Here is a 20443-nt window from a genome sequence, read left to right on the forward strand (position 1 = left end):
TAAAGAGATTAATCATGCTTCGTGGACACACGTTTTCTCGCTTTATCCGCAGCACGCAAAATAATCCGTTTAACGTTATCTATTTTTTATTTTATGCCGGGTGCCTGACGACCCTGGCGATGCTGCTGATCAATCCAGACGAAGCTTTAAAAGTTTTTATTGCATGTGCGGTTCTGTCGCTACCGATTATCGGTAAACACAGCAAGTCACTTCTGAGTGATAAGAAAAACCTGCTGTTACCCGTGATGCTGCTGCTCTTCGGTTTAGTACAAATTATTTGGGTTGAGATCTTTAAAGAACCGGGCTCATCCTTTACTGGCGCTTATCGCTCATACCAGAACGGCGGTAAAGTGATGATCTTTGCCGCACTGATTGTCACAGCCCTGCAATCGCCAATCGCATGTGCGATGAAAGATCGTATAACCCGCTACTGGGTGATTGCGACGGCTGTTGGTTTGTATCTTTTTGCGGGTTATCAACTCCTCACCTCACCAGATCCGCTTAACTACCGTGTCGAACTGGGTTTTGAACATCCGACAGGAGCGGCTTATGCGTTGACGTTTGTCGCATTGCTTGCGTCCCAGGCCATCATCAACTTGCGGCTGAAGCATACAATCCTGCTCTATTTATTACACTTTTTGGTATCACTGGCGGTTATCACTATAACGCAAACCCGCGCCGCCATTCTGGTCTATCCGGTTCTGAGCATAGGGCTATTTTTCTTACACTATCGGCATAACCGTACCGTTTTGCTGCGTACGTTACTGGCCTTTATTGTTCTCGCGGGGCTGGCGGCAATCCCTTTAAAATCGGTGATTGAAAAGCGCTATAACAGCTTCGTAACCGATATGCATTCTTACAGTAAGAAGAACAGTAATACCTCGATTGGCGCCCGACTCGCGATGCAACGGGCGGGTATTGATGCTGGAAAAAACCACTACTGGGGCCAATCACTTGAACAACGCGATGCTGGAATGCGGGATTTTGCCCGACAGGATACCTCGTTAAGAGGAGCACTTGGGTTCGTCGACATCCATTTGCATAACGAATTCATTGATACTTTTTCTCTTAAAGGGATTTCTGGCGTCATCGCTCTGCTCTTTTTGTATCTGGCGATGTTTTTAAAAGCTTATACACAACGTAGCCCTCTGTTATTCATCATTTCCAGTGCTATAGTTATCTATGGTTTAAGCGACTTATTATTATACGCCAAAGGTGAAACTCTGAGCAGTATGCTGGCATTATGCGCGGCGATGATGCTGACACCAGGCACGATGAGAGAGTTATGCCATGATTAACGCTTCAGATTATTTGCTGAGCATTATTATACCGGCATACAACAATGCCGAATTCATTACGGATACGCTGGCGTCTTTACATCAGGGCATCACTAATGAGGTAGAAGTAATCATTATTAATGATGGCTCAACGGATTTGACTGAAGAACGCATAAATGCGTTTTATCGCGAACATCATTGCAACAACGTGAAATACATCTACCAGGAAAATCATGGTGTTGCGATTACCCGCAACGTCGGGCTTTCACATGCGACAGGGAAGTATATTGGCTTTGTTGACAGCGATGACATTATTAGCCCGGATTATTTTTCGGTTCTTCTCCCTAAATTAAGAGAAGAGAAATATGATATCGTTGAATTCAACTTAACCCGTGACATTAATAATCTCTATCAATGCCAAAAAGATAAGCCGGATGCAGTAAAACAGAGTGAAATCACGTTAACGGATGAAAATTTAACGCAGTTATTACCCACTTTCCGTGCGGGTCAATGGCACCTTGTAACAAAATTCTTTCGCCGTGACATTATTGGGCAAGACCGCTTTGAAGAACATCATCGTTATGAGGACATTATTTTTTGTCCATTTCAATACTTTAAATGCCATAAGATCTTAAAAATAGATAACAAGCTATATTATTATCGAATAAACGATCGGAGCATTACCGAGAATATTCTTGAAAATGATGCACAATATATTTTCTTCGCCATGCGTAAAATGTGTGACTATATAAAAGAAAATGATGAAAAACGAACTGTAGCCACATTAATGATCATTAACTGCTTCCTTGAAGGACGCAAGTTGCTGCGCAAGAAGAAAGGTTATTATCGCTACGAAGAAGATATGATCAGTGACATTCAAGATGCACTGACATGCTGTGATACAAGCATCGTTAAAAGAAAAGTTATTTATAAAATGAAGTACCCACACATTGATCGTTTTATTTCAAAAATACGATTTAAAGCCATAAACGCTTGCAAAATGTTATTTGTTAGCAAGGAAAGTTAATATGTTTGATAAAGTAGAAAGAATTCTTATTTGCAAGCTTAAGTTTTATGGCGATGTTCTGCTCATTACCCCTGTTATTGCCAGTCTCCAGGCACGTTATCCGCACGCAAAAATTGATCTTCTTCTTTATAAAGACACCAGGGCAATTTTGGCTGCTGATGAGAGAATCAACAACTTTTACCTTATTGAAAAAAAGAAAGGTCTGCTGGAAACCATTAAAAATTATATATCAGTACGCCGCCAGCTGAAAAAAAACCACTATGACCTTATTGTCAACTTAACCGAGCAATGGCCTATTGCCGCACTTATCGCTTCCCTACGCCGCCCCTCTATTGCCTTTAAAAGGGACAAGAAGCAGTGGAATTGCCTTTTTACAAAAGTCACACCAACAACCGGAACTCATATTGTTGAGCAAAACTTATCCATTCTAAAAGGCCTCGACTTTAGTGAAAGCGAGCTCAAAAAAGAGATGTTGCTCTGCTATCGCGAGAGTGACTATCAATATTTACTGACTCAGCTTCCCGCGCTTCCCACGCAAAAATACGTTGTGATTCAACCCACTGCAAGACAGTCTTTTAAGTGCTGGGATGACGAGAAATTTGCGCATGTCATAGATTATTTGCAGCAACGCGGTCTGCATGTTTACCTGACCTGTGGACCCGCAGAACAAGAACAGCAGCAGGTAGCGCGTATCGCTGGACTGTGTCAATCACCACCAGACCTGACGGTGGCAGGTAAAACGACCTTCCTGCAACTGGCAGCGTTAATCGATCATGCAGTACTGTATATCGGCGTGGACTCCGCCCCCATGCATATGGCTGCCGCATTAGGTACGCCGCAGGTATGTTTGTTTGGCGCCACAAATTATCAACAGTGGAAACCCTGGTCAGATAAAGCTGCGCTGATCTGGGCAGGCGATTATCATCCAATGCCGACCCGGGCAGAACTGGACAGATCCCGGAAATACCTGACCTGGATACCAGAACACGCAGTTATTGACGCTATCGACACTGTGCTCCATGATAGCAACCCGGTTGAAGGAAATGAGACAGCGTAAATGGATAACAAAACTAACGTAATTAATATTGCCTACTGCACAGATGCTAATTATCTGGAGTATGTTGCCGTATCCATTATGTCTGTCATAATGAATAACCCTGAGCAATCTCTCGCATTTTTTGTCTTTGTCTATGATGTCAGCGATGAAGATATTGCGAAGCTACAGTCGACCAGTAATAAAATTCAGGTTATCACGATCGATAAGGCTGATATTGAAAAATATAACAATGATTTTGCGATAAAACATCTCAATCGCTCAACTTATATGCGTCTGGCTGTGCCCCGTTTACTTAAAGACAAAGTAGAGCGTTTTATCTATCTTGATGCCGATACGCTATGCTTTGACTCACTCAGTGAGATTAACAGCGTTGATATTGATGATGTTGTTTGCGCCGTCAGCCATGACTCTCTCAACATTCATGATAATAAACACGCCCGGCGATTAGGGCTGAGCATCGATCACTATTTTAACGCTGGCTTCCTCTATATTAATGTCGCGAACTGGATTAAGCATGACATTGAACATAAAGCAAATACCGTATTATTTGAGCAAGGAAAATCATTGCCTTACTTTGATCAGGATGCACTCAACATTGCAATGAACGGCAATATTACGTTTATTGATAACCGCTGGAATTTCCTGTTTAACTGGTTTACTGACGAACAGAAAGAAAATTTCTTCTATCACAGTGACACGCTGCCAAGAATCATTCATTTTACAGGCGGAAGAAAGCCGTGGTATAAAGAACATACGGGACTGTCGCAACAGCTTTATATTTTCTACCACCATTTCACGCCCTGGCGGAATGCAGAGTTACGCTCTTATGCCCCTCGTATGAGGCCTACCGATTATCGGGTGTACTCCCGTCAGGCGGCAAAAAAAGGTAATTATTTTACCGCCATAAAATGGTACGCAAAGTACCTCAAAACCAAGATTCATTAAAAAAAGCTCCCCGAGGGGAGCTTTTTTACTTACCTTTTACTTTTTCAGCCAGATAGCCTATGTAGCTGATAATTGAAGCAATATATTTACCCTGTAGCCTTTCATGACGTGACTTCTTCTTATACTGCTTTGGCGTTCTGGCAGGCAACAACGGCACATTCGCCCATGGTGAAGCCTTCCATGCCTCCACAAAATACTGTGCAGACGGATAATTTGCCCAAGAATTCCAGGGTTTAGTTACCCCAATATAGTGAATAAGAATTGTATCCGCCGTTATATATTCTTTATAGTGTGATATATCTTTGCTTTTTAACTCTTGTTTTATACCATATATCGCATTGTAGATACGCGGTAAAAAGATCACTTTATTTAAGAAAAGAATATTTAAAACATCCTGATCGGGGAAAGAGAGTTTCTGATTTTTATCCAGGAGGATATCAAATGCAGCACCAATAAAGTTCTGCTCTTTCCACTTTTTGAGATTCGCATAGATCACACCAGAGTTAAAATAATCACTATTTTTCTCAATATCTCTGGCAGGACTATCATCGACGTCCCTTACTACCGCAGCAACATGCTCATCAAGGTTGAGATGACTCAATTCAACAAGTGAGCCTTTGCATATTACGTCGGCATCAATGTACAGGAGTGAATCAACTTTTTCACCTAAATATTCAAATGCGATAAAACGGAAATACATCGCATGAGACCAGGCATTACCGCTGGGCAATACCTTTAGCCCCTCGGCATCCATAACATATATTGAGATGTTAGTAGAGAATTGCTGCGCCAGCATACTTATTTTCTGTTGATAATCATCATCCACATAATCAGTAAAAAGATGGAAATGGATATTGATGTCTTTATTATGTATCAACACTGATGTCATCGAAATCGCGGCGCCAAACATGAAGTTTTTATCAACACCCCAGGCGATATTGAGCTGTGGACTCTCCCCGGCTGGTGCTTGATTAAAATCAAGTATCTTTTTTATAGACTGATGGCAATCAAAAATCATTCACTACACCTATTTAAATTTATTTTCAACAAGCCACTCAATGCACTTTAGCGCCGTGTAGCTTATTTTTAATATACATTATATGGCTAAATATAGAACGAATATATTTTCGCTGTATCCTTTCATGGCGTGACTTACGCTTATATAATTTTGCCGTATTTGCATTGAGTAACGATTTTTCGGCCCATGCCGATTTTTTATAAGCCTCAATAAAGTACTTAGAAACCGGATAGTTAGCCCACGTATGCCACGGTTTTGTCACGCCGACATAATGAATTAATACCGTACTCTCAGTGATAAAGTCCTGATAACGATATTCATTTTTATTCTTCAGTTCCTGGTCTACGCCATAAATACAATTAAAATCACGCCTCAGCAGGATCACATGCCCAACAAATAAGATATTCAGGATATCCTGGTCAAAATAAAGCAGTTCTTTCTGACGCTCATGCAAAACTTCAAAGGCTTTGGATAACAGTTTTTTTTCTCTCCAGACATGGAGATTAGCGAATACCACCCCTGAATTAAAATAGTCACGAGCTAACTCAGGAATACCCAGTCTCTGCCCGGATTTTAAACGTACTCGATCAATATCATTAACAACAGCCGCATATTCTCCGGCAAAATGAATATCCGTCAGTTCCCGCAGCGAATTTTTACAAACGATATCGGCATCCAGATACAGCACAGAATCCAGTTCACGACTTAAATACTCGAACGCAAAATAGCGATAGTACATCGCATAGGTCCATGCTTTAGTACTCGGCAACTTGCGAAACGCCTCATTATCGAAAACTAAGACCGTTACCGTTGTACCATACATTTGCGTGAGTCGTTCCACGCTTTCCAGGTACTCATCATCAACATAGTCCGTCACAACATAGAAATGGATATCAATATCAGGGTTGTTCACCAACACTGATGTCATTGAAATTCCAGAGCCAAATAAAAAATTTCGATCTACACCATATGCAATATTCAGCTTTTTGCTTTTCTGGTGTGTAGCGTTGTCGATAACCTTTTTTTGAATTATTACGTTTTCAAAATCAATGTTCATGATGAGATCACCTCAAACCCTGTATGTGATTTTATAACGCTTTTCTTATCGTTCTTTGTTTGATTTTTTGTGCTTTCGCCGCCGCTTGCTCAAGCAAACTGGCTTCCTTGCGAAGAATTTCACGCAGTGGCATCGAGAAATAAACGCGTAAAAAACGATAAATATCTCTCGAGGTCAGGCCAATTTCGAGTGAGGAGAAATAGAGTCCAATCAGATCCTTATCACGCCAGCGACGCGGCACCCGGCGACGAATTTGCGCGCGATGCAGATCAATCACGGAAAGTTTTATATCAGCCACATCAGCCGGTAATGGTTGCTGTAGTAAAAAATGGCAAATATAACAATCCCGATGATTCACCCCACCACGATGCATTTTCCCCACCATCTCCGCCAGTCGGGTGATAATGGTTCGTTTTAAGGTGAGGTCAGGACGTTCTTCACTCCACCTGGCGCAAAAGTCTTCAAGGCTTATTGCCGGCGAGAGATCTTCCGTGATGATAAACGATGTCCGCTGCAACGGATTAAACCCTTTTTGCCCAAACGCGACGCCGGTCATGGTATCAACATTCAGTGATTGCAGACGGTGAATAGCCAGCCACTCGCGATCCGCGCCAAGAACGGGCATACGCAAGGAAATGAGGTTTTTTAGCACTTCTTTCAGCGTGGTTCCGTGATGGTATTTCAGGAAATACCCTTTACCCATCATCTCAAAACGCAGCGTCCTCCGGGTCTCCAGAGCGCGGAAAACCTCTCCGTCCAGTTTCGTTACTTCGACAAACGGATCTTTACCCTGCCACTGCGTAGCGAATGGCTCTTTTAATTCAATCATTCTCAAAACCTAAAATGATATCAGCCGCTTTATCAGCCAGACTGTAGAGATCTTCTGTATCGGCAAAGTGTCTTGCATGACTTGCCCATTCACTTCGCTGCTCACCTTTCTCCAGCGCATCGCAGAGGGAAGCATTCAGGATTTCCTGTGCAAAAGGCTCCGGTATAACAACGCCACACTGCGCAGCATTGATATAGTGCGCATATCCACAAACTTCGGTGGTCAACACGGGTAGCCCGGCGACAATCGCCTCTAATAATACGATTCCGGCCGCTTCCTGAACGGCAGGATGAAGCAGTAAATCAGCAGCAGACATCAGCGCTGAAATATCATCGCGCCCTGAAAAAAACTGCACCTGCTTCTCAATCCCTAATTGACGCGCCTGGGCCTGATACCGGTCGGCCTTGTCTTGCCCGACAACCATCAATCGCGTACGTTGACGTATTGCTTCAGGTAAAGAAGCTACCGCCAGTAACGTTCTTGGTACCCCTTTGCGTTTAAAATCCGAACCTACCTGTAAAAGCAGGAACTGATCTAACCCAATGCCATTTTTTTCTCTGACAATCTGTCTGCTGTTTTCAGGTTGCTGGCTGTATTTCCTGTCCGGGTATATCCCTGGCGGCAAAATATGAAAACGGCGATCCTCAGTATGATAATGATGCTTAAAGTCACCGATTTGCTTATTTGTTAACATCAAAAGCTCGGTATGAGCACCTTGCTGGAAGGTCGCTTTTTCAAAAGCTGCATAGTGCTTATAACGACTGGTCAGCTTATAAAAGAACCCCTTTTCACGGGCGACTTTTTCCGCGTAGCACACATCTGCCGCATAATAGACATCAAGCCCGGGCATTTTATTAAACCCAACGACGCGATCGACGGGATGTTGGCTCAGGTAACTCTGAACCCACTGATAATACTGCTCATTTTTTCCATGATTAGTTCTGGCAGTCACCGGAACAAGGATAATTTCAAGGTCGGAGGGACGTTCGCCCTGCCACTGTTGAGTCAATACCTGAACATGATGGCCACGCGCCGCAACCGTATGCGCTATTCGCAGGAAATCACGCTGCAACCCGCCATAGGGAAAATATTTGTACAAACAAAAAGCAATGGTCATGCAATAATATCCGCGTTACGTCGCCAAACATCCCAGGCCAGGCAGGTAAAAGCGCCGTAATCCTTGTCTGCAAACAAAGACTACCCTCCATATTCCCGGCGCCCTGAAGGCTGATGGCTGCCTGAATTTGCGCAGTAGTATACCATTGATTAGCTCCCGAACCGAAATGAATGTTTTTTAAGCAAAAAGTTAATTTTTAATTTCAAAACAATAAGATGTAAACCATTACTACTGAAGGACAGAGCACAATTTCACGCGTTATTCGGCGTTAACAGCCTGTTTTGATGTATCTGGAGAAAAACACCTACCGCAAATAATGTATTGTCAATTCAGGTGTTTTAGTGCAACAAGGATAAAAATGATGGTAAAGCCCAGGCTAAATACATAGAATCCCCAGCACATCCATCAGTCAGCTATTTACTATGCTCGAATTGCTTTACACCGCCCTTCTCTACCTTATTCAGCCCTTGATCTGGATACGGCTTTGGGTGCGTGGACGTAAAGCGCCAGCCTACCGTAAACGCTGGGGCGAACGTTACGGTTTTTACCGTCATCCGCTTAAACCTGGCGGGATCATGCTGCATTCCGTCTCTGTGGGTGAAACACTGGCGGCAATTCCTTTAGTTCGCGCCCTGCGACACCGTTATCCTGATTTGCCGATTACCGTCACCACCATGACGCCTACCGGCTCAGAGCGCGTACAGTCCGCATTCGGCAGCGATGTTCAGCACGTCTATCTTCCTTATGATTTGCCCGATGCGCTCAACCGTTTCCTGAATAAAGTTGACCCTAAACTGGTGTTGATTATGGAAACCGAGCTCTGGCCGAACCTGATTGCCGCGCTGCATAAACGTCATATTCCGTTGGTTATCGCCAACGCGCGCCTTTCCGCCCGGTCGGCTGCTGGATATACAAAGCTGGGGAAATTTGTTCGCAGACTGCTGCGCCGCATTACGCTAATCGCGGCGCAAAATGAAGAAGATGGCGCGCGTTTTATCGCGTTGGGTGCGAAAAATAACCAGCTCACCGTCACCGGCAGTCTGAAATTTGATATTTCCGTGACGCCGCAGCTTGCAGCAAAAGCAGTTACGCTGCGTCGCCAGTGGGCGCCGCACCGCCCGGTGTGGATCGCCACCAGTACGCATGACGGCGAAGAGAGTATTGTTATCGCCGCCCATCAGGCATTGCTGCATCAATTCCCTAACCTGCTGCTGATTCTGGTTCCTCGCCATCCAGAGCGGTTCCCGGATGCGATTAACCTCGTGCGCCAGGCAGGGCTCAGCTATACCACGCGTTCCTCAGGAGAGGTGCCGTCCGCCAGTACCCAGGTTGTTATTGGCGATACAATGGGCGAATTAATGCTACTGTATGGTATTGCGGACCTCGCATTTGTCGGCGGTTCGTTGATTGAACGCGGAGGACATAACCCGCTGGAAGCTGCCGCACACGCAATACCGGTATTGATGGGCCCTCATACCTTTAACTTCAAAGATATTTGCGCCCGACTGGAGCAAGCAAGCGGGCTGATTACCGTAACCGATGCCACAACGCTGGTAAAAGAGGTTTCGTCTTTACTGACCGACGCGGATTATCGTAATTTCTACGGTCGACACGCCGTTGAAGTGCTGTACCAAAACCAGGGTGCGCTACAGCGTCTGTTACAACTGCTGGAACCTTACCTGCCACCGAAAACGCATTGAGGGCTGTCATGCAAAAACGGGCGATTTATCCAGGAACCTTCGATCCGATCACCAACGGCCATATTGATATCGTGACGCGCGCGACGCAGATGTTCGATCACGTTATCCTCGCCATTGCCGCCAGCCCCAGCAAAAAACCGATGTTTACCCTTGAAGAGCGTGTAGCGCTGGCGCAACAGGCGACGGCGCACCTCGGCAACGTGGAAGTCATGGGATTCAGCGACTTAATGGCCAACTTCGCGCGCATTCAGCAGGCCAATATTTTGATTCGCGGCTTGCGCGCCGTGGCTGATTTTGAATATGAAATGCAACTGGCGCACATGAATCGCCATTTAATGCCGCAGCTTGAGAGCGTCTTCCTGATGCCTTCAAAAGAGTGGTCTTTTATCTCTTCTTCGCTGGTAAAAGAAGTGGCGCGCCATCAGGGCGACGTTACCCACTTCTTACCGGAGAACGTTCATCAGGCCCTGATGGATAAGCTGAAGTAAAACGCTTTTGCCGGATGGCGCGTCAGCGCGTTATCCGGCCTGCAATCCATCTTATTTCTGACACTGACGGCAGTAGAACGTCGCCCGTTGCGCGTGTTTAGCCGCAACGATCGGCGTACCGCAAACCCGGCACGGTTCCCCTTTACGTCCGTAAACCTGCAACTCCTGAGCAAAATAGCCCGGCTTACCGTCGCTTTGCAGAAAATCTTTCAACGTTGTACCACCCTGCTCGATGGAACGCAGTAAAACGGCCTTAATCACGCGGGCCAGCAGCTCACACTCAGCCTGCGATAATGACGACGCCAGACGGTCAGGATGGATGCCAGCCGCAAACAACGACTCGCTGGCGTAGATATTTCCCACGCCCACCACCAGTTTGTTATCCATCAGCCAGGGTTTAATTGCCGTTTTCTTCTTCGCACATTTCTGCTGCAAATAGGCCCCGTTAAAATCGTCGCTCAGCGGCTCCGGGCCGAGATGCGCCAGCACGTTATGCCCTTCCAGCTCTTTCGTCCACAGCCAGGCGCCAAAGCGGCGAGGATCGGTGTAGCGCAGGACTTTGCCATTGCTCATCACCAGATCAACGTGGTCATGTTTTTCAGCGGGAAGTTCTTCAGGAAGGATACGCAAACTGCCCGACATTCCCAGATGAATGATTATCCAGCCATCCGGTAACTCCAGCAGCAAATATTTCGCGCGGCGTTGAACGCTGAGTACGGGTTTATCGCTCAGGCGGTAGATCTCTTCCGATACCGGCCAGCGCAGACGTCCATTGCGCACATTGGCATGCAGAATAGTTGCCCCAACCAGATGCGGTTCAATGCCGCGGCGGCTGGTTTCAACTTCAGGTAATTCAGGCATAACGTCTCCGGCTCTGTTTCAGGTCTCATTAATATGGGGACGGCCAGAAAACAAAAAACCCCGCCGAAGCGAGGTTTTTCACTACATCAAAGCGAGAATTATTTGATTTTCGCTTCTTTGTAGATAACGTGCTGACGGACAACTGGATCGAACTTTTTCAGTTCCAGTTTTTCCGGCTTAGTACGTTTGTTCTTCGTGGTGGTATAGAAGTGACCAGTACCAGCAGAAGAAACCAGCTTGATTTTCTCACGAATACCTTTAGCCATGATTTATTTCCTCTAAGTACTTAGTACTTTTCGCCACGGGCACGCAGTTCGGACAGAACTGTTTCGATGCCTTTCTTATCAATTACACGCATACCTTTAGCAGATACACGCAGGGTGACAAAACGCTTCTCGCTCTCAACCCAGAAACGGTGAGAGTGCAGGTTAGGCAGGAAACGGCGTTTAGTCGCGTTCAGTGCGTGGGAACGGTTGTTACCGGTCACCGGACGCTTGCCAGTAACTTGGCAGACTCGGGACATGTCTATTCTCCAAAAATCAAATTAGCTCGAGCTTCGTATGGGGTATTGGCGCCTCGTCAGGCTTCTCAGCCTGGTTATCGCAGTTCATTGTGAACTCTCGATTGCCAGGCCCAAATGCCAAACCCGAGATTCTCAAAGGTGGCGTAGTATACGCTGTGTAAGCGATGTGCTCAAGTCCCGAACAGACAAAGATCCCGATGGATCGCGCGAAGTGTTCTAAATCCAACCACGTTCGGCAAAAGAAACGTACTCTCCGCGCCCAATCACAAGGTGATCCAGTACTCGTATATCCATGAACTGACAACATTTTACGACACGTTCGGTGATGAGTTTATCCGCTTTGCTCGGTTCTGCACACCCCGAGGGGTGATTATGCGCAAGGATCACCGCAGAAGCATTTAATTTTATCGCCTCGCGGATAATCTCGCGCGGATGCACCTCGACATGATTCAGCGTGCCGGAAAAAAGACGGCTGTGTTTAATCACCCGGTGCCGGGCATCCAGAAAGATCACAAGGAAGATCTCCCGCTCTTCCCCCGCCAACTGGCTTTGCAGAAACTCACGCGTCATTTCCGGGCTCAACAACGCGTTTTCCTTCATCATGCGCGCCTTGTAATAGCGCCTTGCCAGTTCGGCAATCCCCTTAAGCTGCGCATACTTAGCGATACCGATACCTGTACCGCGAAATTGCGCGAAATCCGCAGACAGCAACCCATAGAGCGACCCACTGCGTTGCAGCGTTTCATGCGCCAGAGCCATCACATCTTTTCCTGGCACTCCTGTACGTAAAAAGAGCGCCAGCAGTTCAACATCCGTCAGCGAACCAATTCCTGACTTCAACATTTTTTCCCGGGGCATTAAACGTTCCGGCGCATCCATACGTTCACCTCCTTAAGCACGCCTCATGGTGGCATAGCTCCTGAGGTGAATCGACGCCCGTATTTCACTCCTGCGTAGCGCCTCGCAAAGTGAATTACGGGCAACTGCACGACGGGATTCAGGATTGTGATAAAATGTCCGCCTTCTGGTGCAATCCAACAGGAAAGATCATGATGAGCCTGGCTGGCAAAAAAATCGTTCTCGGCGTGAGCGGCGGCATTGCTGCCTATAAAGCCCCTGAACTGGTGCGTCGTTTACGCGAACGCGGCGCCGACGTCCGCGTGGCGATGACCGAAGCGGCAAAAGCCTTTATCACGCCCCTGAGCCTACAGGCGGTGTCGGGTTATCCCGTTTCTGACAGTCTGCTTGACCCTGCCGCAGAAGCCGCGATGGGCCATATTGAGCTGGGGAAATGGGCGGATTTAGTTATCCTTGCGCCAGCCACGGCAGATCTGATCGCTCGCGTCGCTGCCGGTATGGCCAACGATCTGGTTTCAACGATTTGTCTGGCGACACCCGCCCCGATTGCCGTACTTCCGGCCATGAACCAGCAAATGTATCGCGCCGCCGCCACGCAACATAATCTGGATGTACTCGCGTCACGCGGAATGCTCATCTGGGGGCCGGACAGCGGCAGCCAGGCGTGTGGAGACGTGGGGCCAGGACGCATGCTCGACCCGTTGACCATTGTGGATATGGCGGCAGCGCATTTCTCCCCTGTCAACGATCTGCAACATCTCAACATCATGATTACGGCGGGCCCGACGCGCGAGCCGCTCGATCCGGTGCGTTATATCTCTAACCACAGCTCCGGTAAGATGGGATTTGCCATTGCCGCCGCCGCCGCACGACGCGGCGCCAACGTTACGCTGGTTTCTGGCCCCGTTGCGCTGCCCACGCCACCTTTTGTTCAGCGCATTGATGTGATGACCGCGCTGGAAATGGAAGCGGCGGTCCAGGCAGCGGTTCAGAAGCAGCATATTTTCATCGGCTGTGCTGCGGTTGCTGACTACCGTGCAGCCGCCGTCGCCAGCGAAAAAATTAAAAAACAAGCGACGCAGGGCGATGAATTAACAGTAAAAATGGTCAAGAACCCTGATATTGTCGCCGGGGTCGCCGCACTCAAAGACAAGCGACCTTATGTCGTTGGGTTTGCCGCGGAAACAAATAATGTGGAAGAATACGCCCGGCAAAAACGTATCCGTAAAAACCTTGATCTGATCTGCGCGAACGATGTTTCGCTTTCAACTCAAGGATTTAATAGCGACAGCAACGCATTACACCTTTTCTGGCAGGATGGAGATAAAGCCTTACCGCTCGAACGGAAAGCGCTCCTGGGCCAATTATTACTCGACGAGATCGTGACCCGTTATGATGAAAAAAATCGACGTTAAGATTCTGGACCCGCGCGTTGGGCAGCAATTTCCGCTTCCAACTTATGCCACCTCCGGCTCCGCCGGACTTGACCTGCGCGCCTGTCTCGATGACGCCGTAGAACTGGCGCCTGGCGCAACAACGCTGGTGCCGACCGGTCTGGCGATTCATATTGCCGATCCGTCTCTGGCGGCGGTAATGCTGCCACGTTCCGGCCTGGGCCATAAGCATGGTATTGTGCTCGGCAATCTGGTCGGCCTGATCGACTCTGACTATCAGGGTCAGTTGATGGTTTCCATCTGGAACCGTGGCCAGGACAGCTTTACCATTGAGCCAGGCGAACGTATTGCTCAGATGGTTTTCGTACCGGTTGTACAGGCCGAATTTAATCTGGTGGAAGAGTTTGAAGCCACCGACCGTGGTGAAGGCGGCTTCGGCCATTCTGGTCGCAAGTAAGACATTTACGCATCCTGATAACGACATAACATCGCCGCAAACGCTGAGTTTGCGGTCATAGTGTGGATGCTCGCCTGGCAAGTGCTTATTTTCAGGGGTATTTTGTAACATGGCAGAAAAACAAACTGCGAAAAGGAATCGTCGCGAAGAAATACTTCAGTCTCTGGCGCTGATGCTGGAATCCAGCGATGGAAGCCAACGCATCACAACAGCGAAACTGGCAGCCTCCGTCGGCGTTTCTGAAGCGGCGCTGTATCGCCATTTTCCCAGTAAGACTCGCATGTTCGATAGTCTGATTGAGTTTATCGAAGACAGTCTGATTACCCGTATCAATCTGATCTTAAAAGATGAGAAAGACACCAGCGCGCGTCTGCGTTTAATTGTGTTGTTGATTCTGGGCTTCGGCGAACGCAACCCAGGCCTGACGCGTATTCTCACCGGTCATGCGTTAATGTTTGAACAAGATCGCCTGCAAGGACGGATTAACCAGCTGTTTGAGCGCATTGAAGCGCAGCTGCGTCAGGTTCTGCGGGAAAAAAGAATGCGCGAAGGCGAAGGGTACGCCACGGATGAAACCCTGCTGGCAAGTCAGTTGCTGGCGTTTTGTGAAGGGATGTTGTCCCGCTTTGTACGCAGCGAGTTCAAATACCGCCCAACGGACGATTTCGACGCCCGCTGGCCGTTGGTTGCCGCGCAATTGCAGTAACAGCGTAGCCGGATGGCGGCGATGCCTTATCCGGCCTTACAGGCCCGGTAAGCGCTACGCCGCCGGGCAATTCACTTAAACCCCGTACGCTTCCCGATACGCACGCACTGCCGCCAGATGCTCCGCCATCTCTGGTTTCTCTTCCAGATACGCAATCAGGTCTTTCAGCGTGATAATCGAGATCACCTGACACCCGTAATCGCGTTCCACTTCCTGAATTGCGGAAATCTCGCCACGGCCACGCTCCTGACGATCCAAAGAAATCAGCACCCCCGCCAGACTTGCGCCATTCGCCTGGATAATCTCCATTGATTCACGAATCGCAGTACCCGCAGTGATCACATCATCCACCAGCATCACGCGTCCCTGTAATGGGCTCCCGACCAGACTTCCGCCTTCACCGTGGTCTTTGGCTTCCTTACGGTTAAAGCAGTACGGCAGGTCTTTGTCATGGTGTTCCGCCAGTGCAACAGCGGTGGTCGTCGCAATCGGAATACCTTTATAGGCCGGACCAAACAGCAGATCGAAATCGATACCCGAATCCACCAACGCTTCGGCATAAAAACGTCCCAGCAGAGCCAGATCGCGCCCGGTATTAAACAGCCCGGCGTTGAAGAAATAGGGGCTTTTGCGCCCGGATTTCAGCGTAAATTCGCCAAACTTTAGTACCTGCTTGTTAAGCGCAAACTCAATAAACTGGCGCTGATACGGTTTCATGGATTCGCTCCTCATTTCACTTTATTACAGACAAAAAAAAGGCGACTCGCTGGTCGCCTTAAAATCAATTTTCTAACGCCGCTTTCTGCGTCGCTACAATGGATTCGATTCCCCCTCGGGCTAATGCCAACAAGGTAAGGAGTTCTTCGTGACTGAACGGCTCGCCTTCTGCCGTTCCCTGCACTTCAATAATTCGACCGTCTTCGGTCATTACCACGTTCATATCGGTTTCAGCCGCGGAGTCTTCAACGTACTCCAGATCGCAGAGCGCTTCACCATTCACGATGCCGACGGAAACCGCAGCCACCATCCCTTTCATCGGGTTGGTTTTCAGCTTACCGTTCGCAACCAGCTTGTTCAGCGCATCGGCCAGCGCAACACAAGCCCCGGAGATAGATGCAGTACGCGTACCGCCGTCCGCCTGGATCACATCGCAATCCAGAGTGATAGTAAACTCGCCAAGCGTTTTAAGATCGACAGCAGCGCGCAGCGCGCGGGCGATCAAACGCTGGATTTCCATCGTGCGGCCGCCCTGCTTGCCTTTCGCCGCTTCACGCGCGTTACGAGTATGCGTAGCGCGTGGCAACATGCCATATTCTGCGGTGATCCACCCCTGGCCCTGCCCTTTCAAAAAGCGCGGTACGCCTTCTTCGATGGATGCCGTGCACAGCACTTTGGTATCTCCAAATTCGACCAGCACCGAGCCTTCAGCGTGTTTTGTATAGTTACGGGTCAGGGTTACGGGACGCACCTGATTAGCGCTACGGCCTGCTGGACGCATATTGAGATCTCCGGCTTGAAACGAATGTGGCTGCGCATTATACGGACTTCCGGCGGTTATTCCTATCCTGACAAGGCATGGATGGCTATAATCCTTCCATCTCTCCTTTAAAAACAGGAACGTCTATGATCCGCAGTATGACCGCCTACGCCCGGCGTGAAATCAAGGGTGAATGGGGTAGCGCTACCTGGGAAATGCGCTCGGTAAACCAGCGTTATCTGGAAACGTATTTTCGTCTGCCGGAACAGTTCCGTAGCCTTGAACCTGTTGTACGCGAACGCATTCGTACACGCCTGACGCGCGGAAAAATCGAATGTACTTTACGCTTTGAACCCGATGCCAGCGCGCAAGGCGAACTCATTCTGAATGAGAAGCTGGCAAAGCAGCTCGTTGCCTCCGCGAACTGGGTCAAAATGCAGAGCGATGAAGGGGAAATCAACCCGGTAGATATCCTGCGTTGGCCGGGCGTCATGGCCGCCCAGGAACAGGATCTGGACGCGATTGCCGCAGAGATCCTCGCCGCGCTGGACGGGACGCTGGATGACTTCATTGTCGCCCGGGAAACCGAAGGTCAGGCTTTGAAAGCGCTAATTGAGCAGCGTCTGGAGGGCGTCAGCGCTGAGGTAGTGAAAGTCCGCGCCCATATGCCGGAAATCCTGCAATGGCAGCGCGAACGTCTGGTAGCAAAACTGGAAGACGCACAGGTACAACTGGAAAATAACCGTCTGGAGCAAGAGCTGGTGCTGATGGCACAGCGCATTGACGTGTCGGAAGAGCTGGATCGTCTGGACGCGCACGTCAAAGAAACCTACAACATCCTGAAGAAAAAAGAGGCGGTTGGCCGTCGTCTGGACTTTATGATGCAGGAGTTCAACCGCGAGTCGAACACGCTGGCCTCCAAATCCATCAATGCTGATGTCACCAATTCTGCAATTGAGCTGAAAGTATTGATCGAGCAAATGCGCGAGCAAATACAGAATATCGAGTAAACCTCATTCCCACGTAGCCCGTCGCGATGCGATGGCGCTACGTGCTTCCTTTACACTCCGTACTGCCCTCGCCACTTTCGGATTACTTTTTCTTATTCATTTTCTAATCCATTAAAAATGAATAGCAAATAAATAGCGGATGAATCGCAATATCCGCATAAACTATAGTTATCAAAACTGCTTCACCTTAGAAAATCTCAATCGTGATATTACGCACAAATCGTTAGTCTCTGCCCTCAGTAAACCAGGGGGAAGACATGCTGTTACACGTTCTCTACTTAATTGGCATTACTGCCGAAGCCATGACCGGGGCGCTCGCTGCGGGTCGACGCCGCATGGATACATTTGGCGTTATTATCATTGCCACCGCGACAGCAATTGGCGGCGGTTCCGTACGCGATATTCTGCTCGGTCACTATCCGCTCGGTTGGGTACAGCACCCTGAGTACGTGATTATTGTCGCTTCTGCTGCGGTTCTGACGACGATCGTCGCCCCTGTAATGCCTTACCTACGCAAACTGTTCCTTGTACTTGATGCGCTGGGCTTAGTGGTCTTTTCTATTATCGGCGCTCAGGTTGCGCTGGATATGGGGCATAGCCCGGTCATCGCTATTGTGGCGGCTGTCATTACCGGCGTATTTGGCGGCGTATTGCGTGACATGTTCTGCAAACGTATTCCGCTGGTCTTCCAGAAAGAGCTGTATGCTGGTGTTTCCTTTGCGTCTGCCGTGTTGTACATCGCGCTACAACACTACGTATCCAACCAAGACGTCGTGGTTATCTCCACGCTGGTTTTTGGCTTTACCGCTCGCTTGCTGGCGCTGCGTCTCAAGCTTGGCCTGCCGGTGTTTTACTATCGCCACGAAGGTCACTAAGGGCTAAAGCCATTAATATGCCGGGCAGACAGCCAGTTGCCCAGCGCCCGTATTTCCGGGTTATCCCGCCACTGGATGACCCGCCTGGCGCGCCCCTCCCCTGTTGTCGGAAGCTGTTGCCAGTATTCTGCCGTGCGTGCCAGTAGCTGCCCCAATGAACGATCGCCGCTGGCCTTAAGCGCCGCCTGCGTTAACGGTATGCCCATCGCCATCACCCAGCGGATAAATGGCCGATGCCGCACCAGGTTAAACTGATGCCACAATTGCTTGCTTTTTTCTTTACTAAACCCAGGTGTCGCCTGTAGTTGTTCCTGCGTTAACGCGAGCCAGGAGAAAATATGCTTGAAACGATGCGCCTGGTGAAGCACACGCCATCCTGCTTCCCCCATCCCGTCAACCTCCAGCGCCTCCTTCGACCCCAGCCAGACCAGCCTGGCGATGAACTGCTCCTGGCATACCTCGGTCGCATAAAAACAGGTTAATGCGTTATAGCGATTCCCCGGCGGAGCGGGCTTATCCCGTTGAGTGCTACGCCAGACAACCTTATCAATACGCGGAATCCCCTGTCCGGCAAGGCTGACAAGAATGTGGTCACCTGGCGCAATGTCCCACTCCGCCCAGCGCCTGACAGACCCTACATTTACGCGCTTCACCCGTTTATCATCCAGCATCACTGGCGCAAGCGACGCCACAACCGAGATTTTCCCGCTCTTGCCGACAGCGAACTGAACCCCGGTGACTTCAGCCACTTTCGCGACCGGAGGATACTTCCAGGCAGCCAGCCAGTCACCCTGCCCAGGCATCCAGTGTCTGGCCTCGGGTTCTTTACCCGTTCTTACCACGACTCCATCGGTAACGAACGGTAATCCTGTTGTCCACCATGCTGTACGCACGCGTTCAACATCATCAGCGCTTTTCACCGGTTGAGAATATTGTTGTGCAAAGCCAAATCCTGCCCCGGACAGTTGACGCAAGCGTTCAGGCATCGTTGCCGGGCCATCAGGCCATGCCCAGATGAAAACAGACAGCGACTGGAGCGACGAGGTGTTATTCTGGCGCATCATCATTCCGGCGACCTTCGAGCGGGCATTCATTCCTCCCATTTGTCGCTGAATATGGTTGTCGCGCAGCAAAAAAATCTCACCCTGCAACGTGCTATTGGCAAGCGCGCCTTTTGTGCTTTGCGGTACTGCGGGTATTAAACGCACCTTCTGCGTCCAGTCCTCGCCTTTAAGCCCGCTTCCCCGGCTAATCGCGCTGACCAGGCGCCCATCCCGGTATACGAGAGTAACCGCCACTCCATCCACTTTCGGTTGCACCCACAAATCGCTGCGCTTACGCATCCACTGCTGCACCGCCTGTTTGTCCGCAAGCTTTCGCACACCCGTATGCGGAACAGGATGGGGCAATGAGCCGCTCACTGGCGGCGCCAGTTCTGCCCCGGTATCACCGCCAAAGCAGCGTTGCCATTGCACCAATTGCGCGCTGAGCTGATCGTAAACACTATCGTCTACCGCACTAACCCCCTGCTGCCAGTAACTGTCGTTCCACTGGGCGAGCTGCTGCTGTAGCCGGGCGATTTCATCATTCGCTCTGGCTGGCGACCAGTCAGGGCAAGCCGCCCATACCGGGAAATGCCACAGCAACAGACTCAGCACGATGCTTTTCCCTCTTCTCATCCGTACCTCCGCTGTAGATTGCGGGCCAGGTATAACGCGGGGCGTCATCAAAACCGAGAGGCAAAAAGCGATCGTGCGAACACGCTTC

The 20443-nt window shown here is 49.2% G+C and carries 22 protein-coding genes; 11 read left to right on the plus strand and 11 right to left on the minus strand.

All coding sequences use genetic code 11. The features are described 5' to 3' along the window. The first annotated feature begins 14 nt into the window (after positions 1-14). From OGV79_RS01590 to OGV79_RS01605, 4 genes are read left to right on the plus strand one after another with little or no spacing between them, the layout of a single operon-like run. The gene (locus tag OGV79_RS01590; protein WP_181421280.1) at positions 15-1298 is read left to right on the plus strand and encodes an O-antigen ligase family protein; all 1284 of its coding nucleotides are present in this window, start codon (positions 15-17) and stop codon (positions 1296-1298) included. Then, positions 1291-2304, plus strand: coding sequence for a glycosyltransferase family 2 protein (locus OGV79_RS01595; RefSeq protein WP_012135762.1), 1014 nt, complete (start codon positions 1291-1293; stop codon positions 2302-2304). The genes OGV79_RS01590 and OGV79_RS01595 overlap by 8 nt, the downstream gene beginning before the upstream one ends. A 1-nt stretch (position 2305) precedes the next feature. Beyond that, complete coding sequence (gene rfaQ / locus OGV79_RS01600; RefSeq protein WP_110493648.1) at positions 2306-3361, plus strand: lipopolysaccharide core heptosyltransferase RfaQ; 1056 nt, start codon at positions 2306-2308, stop codon at positions 3359-3361. Continuing rightward, complete coding sequence (locus OGV79_RS01605; RefSeq protein ID WP_058668284.1) at positions 3362-4306, plus strand: glycosyltransferase family 8 protein; 945 nt, start codon at positions 3362-3364, stop codon at positions 4304-4306. Positions 4307-4331: 25 nt separating this feature from the next. Here OGV79_RS01605 and OGV79_RS01610 read toward each other — a convergent pair whose 3' ends face one another. From OGV79_RS01610 to OGV79_RS01625, 4 genes are read right to left on the minus strand one after another with little or no spacing between them, the layout of a single operon-like run. Then, a complete protein-coding gene (locus OGV79_RS01610) occupies positions 4332-5324 on the minus strand; it encodes a glycosyltransferase family 8 protein (RefSeq protein ID WP_110493647.1) in 993 nt (330 codons plus the stop codon). A 37-nt stretch (positions 5325-5361) separates the two neighbouring features. Further along, complete coding sequence (locus OGV79_RS01615; RefSeq protein ID WP_012135766.1) at positions 5362-6381, minus strand: glycosyltransferase family 8 protein; 1020 nt, start codon at positions 6379-6381, stop codon at positions 5362-5364. 31 nt (positions 6382-6412) lie between these two features. Continuing rightward, positions 6413-7210 carry a lipopolysaccharide core heptose(I) kinase RfaP gene (gene rfaP / locus OGV79_RS01620; RefSeq protein WP_047460260.1) on the minus strand — a complete coding sequence of 266 codons (798 nt, stop codon included), beginning with the start codon at positions 7208-7210 and terminating at the stop codon, positions 6413-6415. Then, the gene (locus OGV79_RS01625) at positions 7203-8327 is read right to left on the minus strand and encodes a glycosyltransferase family 4 protein (protein WP_110493646.1); all 1125 of its coding nucleotides are present in this window, start codon (positions 8325-8327) and stop codon (positions 7203-7205) included. Before OGV79_RS01625 ends, rfaP begins: the two co-directional genes overlap by 8 nt. A 422-nt stretch (positions 8328-8749) precedes the next feature. Here OGV79_RS01625 and waaA point away from each other — a divergent pair, with 422 nt between their 5' ends. Together waaA and coaD are read left to right on the plus strand one after the other, a co-directional pair. Beyond that, positions 8750-10027 (plus strand): lipid IV(A) 3-deoxy-D-manno-octulosonic acid transferase, encoded by a 1278-nt coding sequence (gene waaA / locus OGV79_RS01630; RefSeq protein WP_286466813.1) that lies wholly within the window; start codon positions 8750-8752, stop codon positions 10025-10027. An 8-nt stretch (positions 10028-10035) separates the two neighbouring features. Further along, positions 10036-10515 (plus strand): pantetheine-phosphate adenylyltransferase, encoded by a 480-nt coding sequence (gene coaD / locus OGV79_RS01635; protein ID WP_012135771.1) that lies wholly within the window; start codon positions 10036-10038, stop codon positions 10513-10515. A gap of 51 nt (positions 10516-10566) precedes the next feature. Here coaD and mutM read toward each other — a convergent pair whose 3' ends face one another. The 4 genes from mutM to radC all read right to left on the minus strand — a co-directional run bounded on the left by mutM (position 10567) and on the right by radC (position 12778). Beyond that, positions 10567-11376, minus strand: coding sequence for a bifunctional DNA-formamidopyrimidine glycosylase/DNA-(apurinic or apyrimidinic site) lyase (gene mutM / locus OGV79_RS01640; protein WP_047460253.1), 810 nt, complete (start codon positions 11374-11376; stop codon positions 10567-10569). 98 nt (positions 11377-11474) lie between these two features. Further along, the gene (gene rpmG / locus OGV79_RS01645) at positions 11475-11642 is read right to left on the minus strand and encodes a 50S ribosomal protein L33 (protein WP_001051798.1); all 168 of its coding nucleotides are present in this window, start codon (positions 11640-11642) and stop codon (positions 11475-11477) included. Between the two features lie 20 nt (positions 11643-11662). After that, a complete protein-coding gene (rpmB, locus tag OGV79_RS01650) occupies positions 11663-11899 on the minus strand; it encodes a 50S ribosomal protein L28 (RefSeq protein WP_003024071.1) in 237 nt (78 codons plus the stop codon). A 216-nt stretch (positions 11900-12115) separates the two neighbouring features. Then, positions 12116-12778, minus strand: coding sequence for a RadC family protein (gene radC, locus OGV79_RS01655; RefSeq protein ID WP_047460249.1), 663 nt, complete (start codon positions 12776-12778; stop codon positions 12116-12118). Positions 12779-12951: 173 nt separating this feature from the next. Between radC and coaBC the strand changes: the two genes are divergently transcribed. From coaBC to slmA, 3 genes are all read left to right on the plus strand, one after another. Continuing rightward, entirely contained in the window at positions 12952-14172 is a 1221-nt protein-coding gene (gene coaBC / locus OGV79_RS01660; protein WP_096753935.1) for a bifunctional phosphopantothenoylcysteine decarboxylase/phosphopantothenate--cysteine ligase CoaBC, read from the plus strand. After that, positions 14150-14608, plus strand: coding sequence for a dUTP diphosphatase (dut, locus tag OGV79_RS01665; protein WP_006687626.1), 459 nt, complete (start codon positions 14150-14152; stop codon positions 14606-14608). Before coaBC ends, dut begins: the two co-directional genes overlap by 23 nt. Positions 14609-14717: 109 nt before the next feature. After that, positions 14718-15314: a nucleoid occlusion factor SlmA gene (gene slmA, locus OGV79_RS01670; RefSeq protein ID WP_012135776.1), complete on the plus strand. Its 597-nt coding sequence runs from the start codon at positions 14718-14720 to the stop codon at positions 15312-15314. A gap of 75 nt (positions 15315-15389) precedes the next feature. Here slmA and pyrE read toward each other — a convergent pair whose 3' ends face one another. Both pyrE and rph read right to left on the minus strand, forming a co-directional pair. Beyond that, the gene (gene pyrE / locus OGV79_RS01675) at positions 15390-16031 is read right to left on the minus strand and encodes an orotate phosphoribosyltransferase (protein ID WP_024131063.1); all 642 of its coding nucleotides are present in this window, start codon (positions 16029-16031) and stop codon (positions 15390-15392) included. A 64-nt stretch (positions 16032-16095) separates the two neighbouring features. Beyond that, positions 16096-16812 carry a ribonuclease PH gene (gene rph, locus OGV79_RS01680; RefSeq protein ID WP_012135779.1) on the minus strand — a complete coding sequence of 239 codons (717 nt, stop codon included), beginning with the start codon at positions 16810-16812 and terminating at the stop codon, positions 16096-16098. 125 nt (positions 16813-16937) lie between these two features. Here rph and OGV79_RS01685 point away from each other — a divergent pair, with 125 nt between their 5' ends. Together OGV79_RS01685 and OGV79_RS01690 are read left to right on the plus strand one after the other, a co-directional pair. Further along, positions 16938-17801, plus strand: a complete 864-nt coding sequence (locus OGV79_RS01685; protein ID WP_286466821.1) for a YicC/YloC family endoribonuclease — start codon at positions 16938-16940, stop codon at positions 17799-17801. A gap of 257 nt (positions 17802-18058) precedes the next feature. After that, positions 18059-18676, plus strand: coding sequence for a trimeric intracellular cation channel family protein (locus OGV79_RS01690; protein WP_012135781.1), 618 nt, complete (start codon positions 18059-18061; stop codon positions 18674-18676). On the opposite strand, the gene ligB is transcribed toward OGV79_RS01690, so the two are convergent. Continuing rightward, on the minus strand, positions 18673-20355 hold the full coding sequence (ligB, locus tag OGV79_RS01695) for an NAD-dependent DNA ligase LigB (RefSeq protein WP_286466828.1): 1683 nt from the start codon (positions 20353-20355) through the stop codon (positions 18673-18675). The genes OGV79_RS01690 and ligB overlap by 4 nt on opposite strands. Between the last annotated feature and the right edge of the window lie 88 nt (positions 20356-20443).

It is taken from the genome of Citrobacter sp. CK185, assembly GCF_030333565.1.
In the GTDB taxonomy this organism is placed as follows: domain Bacteria; phylum Pseudomonadota; class Gammaproteobacteria; order Enterobacterales; family Enterobacteriaceae; genus Citrobacter_B; species Citrobacter_B koseri.

What these genes read in the sequence shown, in the direction of transcription:
- OGV79_RS01590 (WP_181421280.1), top strand. Translation starts at nt 15, where the DNA reads ATGCTTCGTGGACACACGTTTTCTCGCTTTATCCGCAGCACGCAAAAT.
- coaD (WP_012135771.1), top strand. Translation starts at nt 10,036, where the DNA reads ATGCAAAAACGGGCGATTTATCCAGGAACCTTCGATCCGATCACCAAC.
- pyrE (WP_024131063.1), bottom strand. Translation starts at nt 16,031, where the DNA reads ATGAAACCGTATCAGCGCCAGTTTATTGAGTTTGCGCTTAACAAGCAG.
- rfaQ (WP_110493648.1), top strand. Translation starts at nt 2,306, where the DNA reads ATGTTTGATAAAGTAGAAAGAATTCTTATTTGCAAGCTTAAGTTTTAT.
- coaBC (WP_096753935.1), top strand. Translation starts at nt 12,952, where the DNA reads ATGAGCCTGGCTGGCAAAAAAATCGTTCTCGGCGTGAGCGGCGGCATT.
- OGV79_RS01605 (WP_058668284.1), top strand. Translation starts at nt 3,362, where the DNA reads ATGGATAACAAAACTAACGTAATTAATATTGCCTACTGCACAGATGCT.
- ligB (WP_286466828.1), bottom strand. Translation starts at nt 20,355, where the DNA reads ATGAGAAGAGGGAAAAGCATCGTGCTGAGTCTGTTGCTGTGGCATTTC.
- mutM (WP_047460253.1), bottom strand. Translation starts at nt 11,376, where the DNA reads ATGCCTGAATTACCTGAAGTTGAAACCAGCCGCCGCGGCATTGAACCG.
- OGV79_RS01685 (WP_286466821.1), top strand. Translation starts at nt 16,938, where the DNA reads ATGATCCGCAGTATGACCGCCTACGCCCGGCGTGAAATCAAGGGTGAA.
- rpmG (WP_001051798.1), bottom strand. Translation starts at nt 11,642, where the DNA reads ATGGCTAAAGGTATTCGTGAGAAAATCAAGCTGGTTTCTTCTGCTGGT.
- OGV79_RS01595 (WP_012135762.1), top strand. Translation starts at nt 1,291, where the DNA reads ATGATTAACGCTTCAGATTATTTGCTGAGCATTATTATACCGGCATAC.
- waaA (WP_286466813.1), top strand. Translation starts at nt 8,750, where the DNA reads ATGCTCGAATTGCTTTACACCGCCCTTCTCTACCTTATTCAGCCCTTG.
- radC (WP_047460249.1), bottom strand. Translation starts at nt 12,778, where the DNA reads ATGGATGCGCCGGAACGTTTAATGCCCCGGGAAAAAATGTTGAAGTCA.
- OGV79_RS01690 (WP_012135781.1), top strand. Translation starts at nt 18,059, where the DNA reads ATGCTGTTACACGTTCTCTACTTAATTGGCATTACTGCCGAAGCCATG.
- slmA (WP_012135776.1), top strand. Translation starts at nt 14,718, where the DNA reads ATGGCAGAAAAACAAACTGCGAAAAGGAATCGTCGCGAAGAAATACTT.
- rph (WP_012135779.1), bottom strand. Translation starts at nt 16,812, where the DNA reads ATGCGTCCAGCAGGCCGTAGCGCTAATCAGGTGCGTCCCGTAACCCTG.
- OGV79_RS01610 (WP_110493647.1), bottom strand. Translation starts at nt 5,324, where the DNA reads ATGATTTTTGATTGCCATCAGTCTATAAAAAAGATACTTGATTTTAAT.
- OGV79_RS01615 (WP_012135766.1), bottom strand. Translation starts at nt 6,381, where the DNA reads ATGAACATTGATTTTGAAAACGTAATAATTCAAAAAAAGGTTATCGAC.
- dut (WP_006687626.1), top strand. Translation starts at nt 14,150, where the DNA reads ATGATGAAAAAAATCGACGTTAAGATTCTGGACCCGCGCGTTGGGCAG.
- rfaP (WP_047460260.1), bottom strand. Translation starts at nt 7,210, where the DNA reads ATGATTGAATTAAAAGAGCCATTCGCTACGCAGTGGCAGGGTAAAGAT.
- OGV79_RS01625 (WP_110493646.1), bottom strand. Translation starts at nt 8,327, where the DNA reads ATGACCATTGCTTTTTGTTTGTACAAATATTTTCCCTATGGCGGGTTG.
- rpmB (WP_003024071.1), bottom strand. Translation starts at nt 11,899, where the DNA reads ATGTCCCGAGTCTGCCAAGTTACTGGCAAGCGTCCGGTGACCGGTAAC.